Origin of the sequence: Bradyrhizobium murdochi, assembly GCF_000472965.1 — a bacterium.
GTDB lineage: Bacteria > Pseudomonadota > Alphaproteobacteria > Rhizobiales > Xanthobacteraceae > Bradyrhizobium > Bradyrhizobium murdochi.
On the sequence record NZ_AXAU01000054.1, the window covers coordinates 1 to 8,649 of the forward strand.

4 protein-coding genes and 3 pseudogenes are annotated in these 8,649 nt (G+C 60.2%); 1 reads left to right on the forward strand and 6 read right to left on the reverse strand.

The annotated features are described in order from the left end of the window. The 6 genes and pseudogenes from YUO_RS0137130 to YUO_RS45780 form a co-directional block, all read right to left on the reverse strand. Positions 1-865: IS110 family RNA-guided transposase (locus tag YUO_RS0137130; protein WP_028351652.1), on the reverse strand; the 865-nt coding region annotated here is incomplete at its 3' end. Between the two features lie 76 nt (positions 866-941). Then, positions 942-1,641, reverse strand: a pseudogene (locus YUO_RS48365) (transposase family protein); the annotation flags it as partial. Positions 1,642-1,808: 167 nt separating this feature from the next. Next, a pseudogene (locus YUO_RS49225) lies at positions 1,809-1,954 on the reverse strand (FAD-dependent oxidoreductase); the annotation flags it as partial. A gap of 14 nt (positions 1,955-1,968) precedes the next feature. Then, the gene (locus YUO_RS0137145) at positions 1,969-3,078 is read right to left on the reverse strand and encodes an electron transfer flavoprotein subunit alpha/FixB family protein (protein ID WP_028351658.1); all 1,110 of its coding nucleotides are present in this window, start codon (positions 3,076-3,078) and stop codon (positions 1,969-1,971) included. A 474-nt stretch (positions 3,079-3,552) separates the two neighbouring features. Further along, the gene (locus YUO_RS0137150) at positions 3,553-5,061 is read right to left on the reverse strand and encodes a flavin-containing monooxygenase (RefSeq protein WP_028351659.1); all 1,509 of its coding nucleotides are present in this window, start codon (positions 5,059-5,061) and stop codon (positions 3,553-3,555) included. A gap of 1,760 nt (positions 5,062-6,821) precedes the next feature. Beyond that, positions 6,822-8,228, reverse strand: a pseudogene (locus tag YUO_RS45780) (ISNCY family transposase). A 76-nt stretch (positions 8,229-8,304) separates the two neighbouring features. Here YUO_RS45780 and YUO_RS49230 point away from each other — a divergent pair. Then, positions 8,305-8,649 (forward strand): DUF6788 family protein (locus tag YUO_RS49230; RefSeq protein ID WP_430649591.1); only part of this gene is annotated, 345 nt, incomplete at its 3' end.

Genomic DNA, 8,649 nt, shown 5'->3' on the forward strand with positions numbered 1-8,649 from the left:
GTACGGCTCTGGCACCTTGAATGAACAGCGTTCGCAGGTACCGATTGCCGCGCCTCGATATGCGGCCGAGAATGGTTCGATCGCCGGTCGAGATTTGCTTCGGTACCAGACCAAGCCATGCTGCAAAGTCTCGGCCTTTATAGAAGGCATCACCGGTTCCGATGGCGGCGACCATCGCGCTTGAGATAATCGGCCCGACGCCGGGCGCACTCATTAGGCGGCGACAGTGTGGATCTTGATCAGCGAGTTCGTCGATTTCTTTCGTCATTGACGCGACCCGTCGGTCGAGATAGCGCCAGTCCTCGGACAAGTCTTGAATGAGCTGGATCACTCGAGGCGATAAGTTGTCGTTTGGCGCTGAGAGAATCTGAGGAAGCGCCAGTCGGAGTGCTGTCGCTCCCTGGCGCACTGGTAGCCCTCGCTCAAGCAAAAAGCCCCGGATTTGATTGATGACCGCCGTTCTCTGCGTCACCAGTCGACTGCGAACTCTGTGGAGTGCCTGTAAATCAAGTTGTTCGGCTGACTTCACTGGGACGAACCGCATTGTCGGCCGCTGAGCGGCCTCGGCGATCGCTTCAGCATCCCGAAAGTCATTCTTGTGACCCTTGAGGTATGGTTTGACGTATTGTGCCGGCAAGAGCCGTACTTGATGGCCCAATTTCTCGAGCTTGCGCCCTAGATGATGTGCGCCTGCACACGCCTCCATTCCGATCAGACAACGCGGAACATTGCCCAGCGACTGGTCAAGCTGATTTCTCGACCGCTTCTTGCGTAGCGTGATTGCTCCTGTGGCATCGAGACCGACGACATGGAATGTGTTCTTCCCGAGATCGATGCCGATTGTGACAATGCTCGTATTCGACATGGCCTGCGCTCCTGCTGCTGTCCCCGCCCGGGTTCCACGTTGCCGCTGAGAGCGGGCGTGGTCCATGCCATTAACTATAGGGCGCACTGAGGCCGTTCCTTCGATGCACTCGACCCTCGGGCGCGAAGGAGGAGAGCTTCCATCGGCGCCGGCTCTACCTGTTGGGATCTGGTCGGCGCGTGCCGGCGGGCGCTCGGATTCCGTCTCAAGCTCGTCCTGGCCGATGATCTTTCGGCGGATGTCGCGCATCAGGCGGCCGAGCCGCGTCCGCAGCAGGCTCAATTGCCGATGACGCCGCTTGAACTGCTTGGCGTGGGCGTCCAGCCATCATCGCCTCGCGTTTGGCGATACGCAGATGCGCTCGGCGCAGCATAAGGCCGTGCTAGCGGACTCGGCGGTTCCGCCGCATAGACCAGCTCGGCGTCGGCCGGATTGTGATGGCCTTGGGCGGCACGGTGGTGTCCACCGTCCCCGCTTGAGATCGCGCGCGCAGCGCGCCGGCCTCGAATGCGACCTTGAGCTCTCGGCCAGCAAAGGCTCCAACCTGGTGCCGAGCCGCTTGCGCAAGTGGCTGAGGTCGGAGCGCTCGTGCGGAAACTCGTGCCGGAAAAACTCCTCACTGGTGAAGTGCTAGCAATATGGTCGTCGAACCAGCGCTCGCACACGTCCTCGTCGGACAGGCACTAGATGTGCTAGAGCAGCGATAATCCGATCACGAACCGGCTTGCGATGGCTAGCCGACCCTTGTCGCTGTAAAGCGGCGCGATCTCGCGATCGAAGCTTTCCAATCCCGGAAGCTCGCAACCTAAGAAACGCCTTCGCCAGAAAGATCGAATCCAAGCCTTACAGCTTCTCCACGAGCGACTGCCTACCTTTGCCCTTGAGGGGATGACGAAGTTCGGCTACTGGAGAAGACTGCGGAGAATGCGTTAGCCCGACGCTTTTCGGCATAGAGCCTCGCCCCTACATGTTCTTAGATCCGGAATATTTGCCGCGCTCGAGCCGCATCACCTTCATGCCGGTCTTGGCGATAGTCAGCGCCGCTGCGTTGCCGGCGCTGCCCACGATTGCATCGAATCCCTTCTCAATCGTGACAACCTCCTCTAGTTCGCGATGCGGGTCCGCAAGTGCGACGACAGCCGCGCGCGAAATGCGGCCGTCAGCTCCGGCAGCAGCCAGATCGCGTCGGCGACGATGCCAATGTGTGCAAAGTCGAAGATCGGCGCATTTCTGTCGGTATTGATGGCGACTATCAGATCGGCGCCCTCCGCGCCGACCCGATGCTGGATCGCGCCGGAAATCCCGGCGGCGATATAGAGCTTCGGCCGGATGGTCTTGCCCGCCTGGCCGATCTGCCGGTCAGACGAGACCCAACCCTTGTGTACCAGAGGACGCGAGCAGCCATATTCTGCGCCAAGCACAGCGGCGAGTTGGCGCACGAAGTCGAAATTCTCTGGCGATCCGAGCCCGAGGCCGCCGGCGACCACGACATCGGCATAGGAGAGATTGGATTTTTCGGAATGATGGTCCGGGATAGACGACATCACCTTGGTGACAATATCGTCTTCGACGAGATCAAGCGGATGGATTATTATACGGGCGGCACTGCGCGCGACTGGTTCTGGCATCGGCATCACGCGCGGGCGGACAGTCGCCATCTGTGGCCGGCATTTCAAGTTGTAGATCGCGCAAAGCAGGGAACCACCAAAGGTCGGACGCGTGGTCGCAAGTGAACCATCCGCGTCGACGTCGAGATCGGTGCACTCGGCTGTGAGACCCGTCAGTAGCGTGGTGGCTACCGAGCCCGCGAGATCGCGACCGAGCGTGGTGGCGCCAAACAGCAGGATCTCGGGCTTATAGATGTTAACGAGCTCGGTCAGCACCTTGGTGTAGGACTCGTTGCGATACCCCGACAGCACATTGTTGGCTACGAGATAGGTTAGGTCCGCGCCGTAGCACAACGAATCGAGCGCGGCGTTGCTCGTGACATCGCCCTCCGGACCGATCACGACCGCCGCGAGGTCCGCCTTCAGCTTGTCGGCGAGCTTGCGGCCGGCGCCCATGAGCTCCCAGGAGACAGGATGCACTTGGCCTCGCTCCTGCTCGACGAAGACCCAGACCTGCTTGTAGGCCTTAAGGCGTTCCGGCAACTCTTTCCTAGTTGCTGCGCGACGGCCTGCGGCTGAAGTGGGAGCTTTGATAACGTTGCTCATATCTTTGAACTCTCCTTGGAGCCCGCGCCAGCGCCTGGAGATGAGTTAAGTGTCTAGGTTGGGCTGGCGTTTGAAGATGGCTTTGCTAGCACCCTTCCGGCTCCTCGGCCGCTTCCACCGGCGCGGCTTTCTCGGCGTCTGGGGACGGCGCAAAGATGCTCTTGAGGATAATCGGCGAGCAAGGCCACCGCCAACAAATTCTCGCGACCAATCAAGCGCGGCCCAGCCTTTGTCGTGCATACGTCCGAACCAAGCACGTTGCGGCTCTGAGGAGCATTTTGCGTAGCGCCCGCCCAGGAGATAACTTGAGGTTGCTGGCTTACGCATCTTGGGCGGGGAATGCCCCGAGCCAGGCAGGGCAGCCCTATCATCACGATCCAGCAGGCAGGGCTGGACGTCACATAATCTTCTGGGATTATGAGTCTAGCTTTCGCCAGGACGATGCGGAGTTTGTGGCGCGTCCGCGCAAACACATCAACCATACACAAACGCCTTGTCGTCCAGATCGATCGCCGGGATCGTGTCCTTCTCCGTCCAGTAATCTTGGCTGTGCTGCCATTCCGGCTTGTCAGCGCGTTTGGGGAACAGGTGCATGTTGCGCATCAGGTAGCCGGGATTGAAAATCTCCGGATCGATCCAGGACAAGAGCGGCATTTTGTGGTCTTCGGGACGCAGCGCCACCTCGACTTTCTTGGCGCCCTTCTCCTTCATATGCTTGAGCAGGCGGCAGACGAACTCTGCAACGAGATCGACACGCAATGTCCAGCTGGCGCGGAAATAGCCGAACACCCAGACCATGTTGGGAATGCCGGTGAACATCATGCCGCGATAGGTGACGGTCTCAGAGAAATGCAGCGGCTTGCCGTCGATCGCGAAATCGATATCGCCGAGTACGCAAAGATTGAAGCCCGTCGCAGTGACGATAATGTCGGCTTCGAGCGTCTTGCCGGATTTCAACAAAATGCCTTGCTTAGTAAAACGCTCGATCTCATCGGTGACGACGGAAGCCTTTCCGCTTTTGATACCTAAGAACATATCGGCATCTGGTACGAAGGCGATGCGCTGCTGCATTGGCCTATAGCGCGGCGTGAAGTGGGTGGCAACATCATAATCCGGCCCGAGCACGGCGACGATCTGGCTTATCAGTTCCTTCTTCACCTGCTCCGGCTCGGCCACGCAGCGCTTGGTAAACGCATACTGCTCGAACAGCATCTTGCGGCGGACGATCTCGTGGATCCACGCTTCGTCGACCTGGAGCCGGCGCAATTCTTCCGCGAGCTCGATGGCGTTGCGCCCGATCCAGAAATAAGTCGGCGAGCGCTGTAGCATCGTGACATGGCCGCACTTGTCGGCGAGGTTCGGGATCAAGGTTGCCGCGGTCGCGCCGGACCCGATCACGATCACCCGCTTGCCCGAGAGGTCCAGATCGTCCGGCCAGCGTTGCGGGTGCACGATAGGTCCGGCAAAGTCCTTCATGCCGAGCCAATCGGGCGTGTAGCCTTCCGAATGCCGATAGTAGCCTTGGCACATCCATAGGAAGCTTGCGGTGAAGGTCGCACGCTCACCGTTGTTGGCCTTGTCCGCCTCAACGGTCCAGAGATTGGTATCGCTCGACCAGCGCGCCGACAGGACGCGGTGCTTGTAGCGAATGTGCCTGGCTAGATCATTCTCCTCGATCACTTCATCCATGTAAGAGAGAATCTCGCCGGCCGTCGCGATCGGCGGACCGACCCAGGGTTTGAAGCGATAGCCAAAGGTGTGAAGATCACTGTCGGAGCGGATGCCCGGATATTTGTGCGTGATCCAGGTGCCCCCGAAGCGCTCCTGCGCATCGAGGATAACAAAACTGGTGCCGGGAAGCTGCGTCCTCAGGTGGTAGGCACAGCCGATGCCAGAGATACCAGCGCCGACGATCAGCACGTCGAAATGTTCGGTAGCGGGGGACACTGAATGGGCAATGGATCGCGCGGTCTCGATGTTCATTTGAGCGTTCTCGGTGTTCATTTGTTCGGCTCATTCCGTGGGGTCGGCCTCTCTCGGGCCTTAATGGTTCATCATCGGCCTCGATCTCCGTCACCTAGGCCTCGCACCAGCGCATAGGCGATCGCCATCTTCTCGCCTGCGGTGAACGCAAGGCCACGCGACTGCTGGCCGTCGCGTCACCATCTGCCTAGTCCAGGCCATCTCCGACCATGACTATTTGGCGGCGGTGGCGGCGGGCGATCACGAGAGGCTCGTTGTTGTGCTTCGCTAAGGAAACGCTTCAGCAAGCCGCATGCCACGCTGGCATCCGTCCCAACCTTCTGAACAAGCGAAAGTATTCGTCGCAGTTGGATTGTCGCAAAGCCGACGCGTCAGTTCGACTCTGCACACACTGAGCTGGAATCAACTCGGCTCGCGGCGCAGATGGATGATCAGATCGACGCGGGAGACTTCGTGGCCCGCCAGCGCGCCTCGAGCGCACTCGCAACCAGGAGAGCGGTTTCGGTAATATCGAGCGGGATGCCTCGCCCTGCACATAATAATGCGGATGTGGTGTGGTGTTCGTGTCGAGAAACGAACGCTACCCGTCAAGACCGATCCGGCGCAACAGGCCCGCTGGCGTGGACTGGTTCAAAGTGTTCTAGACGGTAGACTGTGAGACCGGAAAGCCGGCGTCGCTCGCCTCGGCAAACGGCAGCTCTGCGGTGACATGCCGGTTGCCCCAGGCAAACAGCAGCTCGCTTAAGATCACGCGCTGGCACGTCGGACGCAGCCCGGCGTTAAGCAATAGAATCCTTGCAGCCGACGTCGAGGCATTGGCGGCTGAAATGGGTCGAGGCCACATCCACCCGCAAGTCGAACCTAGCCCCCGCGCGGTCATCGGTCGGCGTCTGGCCGAGGTACGATCCTTCCGGGTCGCTCACATAGGCCAGCCGCCGGCCACGACCGGGCAAGAGCACCCTTCCAGGATCCGATCGGCTTCGGCCGTGTCGGGCCATTCGCGCCTTCGGCAAGGATATGGCAGCACAGATCACCAACAGTTTTTTTGGCCGCGCACCGCCGCATGATGCGAAACGTCATCTTTCGACTGCCCGCCAGCTTGACTCTCCGCGACGATGAAGTGGCCTGCTCCGAAAAAACGATTGCGGTCCCTGGTCATCCTATCGGTTCCGAGTACGCGCTCGACAGTTGTTGAGAATCTGCTGGCAGCCCGGGGCCGTCCTGCCAATCTCTGAGTCATCAATGTCAATCTGGCATCAATTTCTCCGAAATTGGTATTGGCGTCGCCGCAAGCGGTTCGCCTAGAGATGCATGATCATGAGTCTACTATCTGGGGTGAGATTGGCACTCGAATTCAAGCTTTGCGCGTGGACAAAAAGGCTAAGAACGACAGAGCGTGCTCCCGTTCAGAAGTCTGAGCGGTCGCGTCCCTCATCATCATGACCGCTCCGATTTCGCGCTCGACCTCGTTAAGGATCCGCTGGCAGACCGGATCGTCTGCTGTTTCTCCCTGACTGGACTGGGCCGCTGCCGAACTCCGGCAGCGGCCTTTTTTGCATTGCCGGGCCTAGGTGCTCTCGTCATCAGCTTGCGTCAACATTTGAGGTAGTGGTCGGGTCCAGCGACGCGTTGAGCGGCGCGATCCTAGCTACTTTCCGGCGCAAAAATCGCGGTTCTGAAGGGCGCGATCAACCACGCAGACAACGAGAAGCCCCGCCGGGGTCGGGGCGATGAGATGGCAAGATTGCTCCGGAAGTGGACTACGTTTTTAGTGACCGTTCTTCCAACACGCGGCCGATGCTGATGAGGTTGTCAGCAACGACGCCGAGCCCGACCCAGCGCTTCATTCCGGTACAGCCTTTGTAGCGACAGCGATCGAGCCCGTGCCGCCGTTTGGCGACGCTGATGCGCCCCTCGCATCCGGTCCGCCATTTCTGGCCGTTGCGGAACCACCGCTTCTTCTGCTCGCGCTTGCGCGCGACGCTTTTGGTGGAGCGATTGGGGATGCAGACGCGTTTGACACCGCTCGCCTTCGCCGCGGCTTCATTCCTGGCGGAGTAGAACCCGGCGTCTGCCGCGACCAGATGTGGAGTGCGGCCGAGCTTGGCTCGGTGGATTTCGATGGCGGGAACCAGCAGGTCCGAATCGCTCGGCCGCCGATCATAGACTTCGTAGTCGATCATGATTTGGTTTTCGGCTTCCTGCAGCTTGACCATCTTGCCGAACTCGTTGGGCTTGCCGGCCTTGCCCTTGCGAATGATCTCGGTCGAGGGCTCGAGCACGCTGAAGAGCTTGTCCTCTGCCCGCGTGTTGCCGCGGAAGATGCGTTCCCGGGTCTGCCGCATCACCTGCCGCACGAGCGGTATCATCGTTTCCAGTTCCTGCCGCAAGCCTTGCAGCGCCTGCCGTTTCAAGATGCCCCTGACCCGCTTCACGCCTGCGGCGATCTCTTGGGAGAAGCGCTTCGCTTGCCCCACCACACGGCTCGTCGAGTTCAGCAGCCGCCGGTAGCCTTGCTTGAGCTTCTCGTGATTGAGCGGTCCTTTGGCACGCGCGGTTCGCGAGATTTCGAGCAGGCGCAGTTTTACGCTTCGCGTTCGATCGCGCAGTTTGATTCCGGCCGTGCCCAAGATCTTGGTGACCTTCTTCATTGTGCGGATCAACACCCTGACTCCGTCGCCCAGCAACGTGCTGTCGGTCGGGTGGTGGTGGTCTCCACCACCGTCGTATCCACGCGCATTCTGCGTTCCTGCGTCACCCCTTGTTCCTGCGCGACTTGCACAACCCGGTCGTGGATCTGCTTGATTGTCTCCGGATCCACAGCCAAGCCCCAGCGCCCCATCGTCTTGGCGTCCGGCGTCTTGCCGCCGCCCACCCGGGAGAAGTCGCGATACACCAGATTGGCACGCACTTCGCGCTCCAGCACCTGATAGCCTCCAGCTGCGAACGTGCTTGAGGATCAACAATCGCAACACGACTTCGGCCGGTGCGCCCAGCCGTCCACGACTGCGGCTCTTGGGATGACGCATCGCCAGCGCCTCGTATACCGCGCCGACGATCTGTTCATCCGCGAGAACCCGGTCAGCATGCATCATCCAGCCTTCGCGAAGGTCGCTCACTTCTCCCGCGATCAAGCCGTCGCCAAAGCTCAGTTGCGCTCTGCGCATCTCAATCACGGTTTCTTCCTCCCGCCCCGCGCAACCGCCGCATCAGGGCGCAACAGGTCGTGATTGAGCTCGCAGATTGTGCATAGTATCACATTGTTCATATGAAGCATGTTGTTCGGAATCGCCTTCGGATGTCGCGCGCTGGCTGCGCAGCGAATCGACGAATCTCTGGCCTGCGCTTCTGGGTTCGCTGAGCCTGCGTCGTAGCCGGTGCATCCGCAAGAATTGCCCGGCGTGCCGGTCTGGCGAACAGCATCAAAGTTATGTGCTCTACGGTCGCGCGAACGGGCGTCGCGTTGCCGTCTACGTGCCGGAAGAGCTTGTGCCGGAGGTTCAGCGCAGCCTGGACAACGGGCGCGCTCTGCAGGATCTGCTGCACCAGGCGGCACCTCGATACATCAAAGCGCTGAAGCGAGAGCGC

Coding starts and splice junctions, on each gene's coding strand:
- YUO_RS0137145 (WP_028351658.1), bottom strand. CDS start 3,078: ATGAGCAACGTTATCAAAGCTCCCACTTCAGCCGCAGGCCGTCGCGCA.
- YUO_RS0137150 (WP_028351659.1), bottom strand. CDS start 5,061: ATGAACATCGAGACCGCGCGATCCATTGCCCATTCAGTGTCCCCCGCT.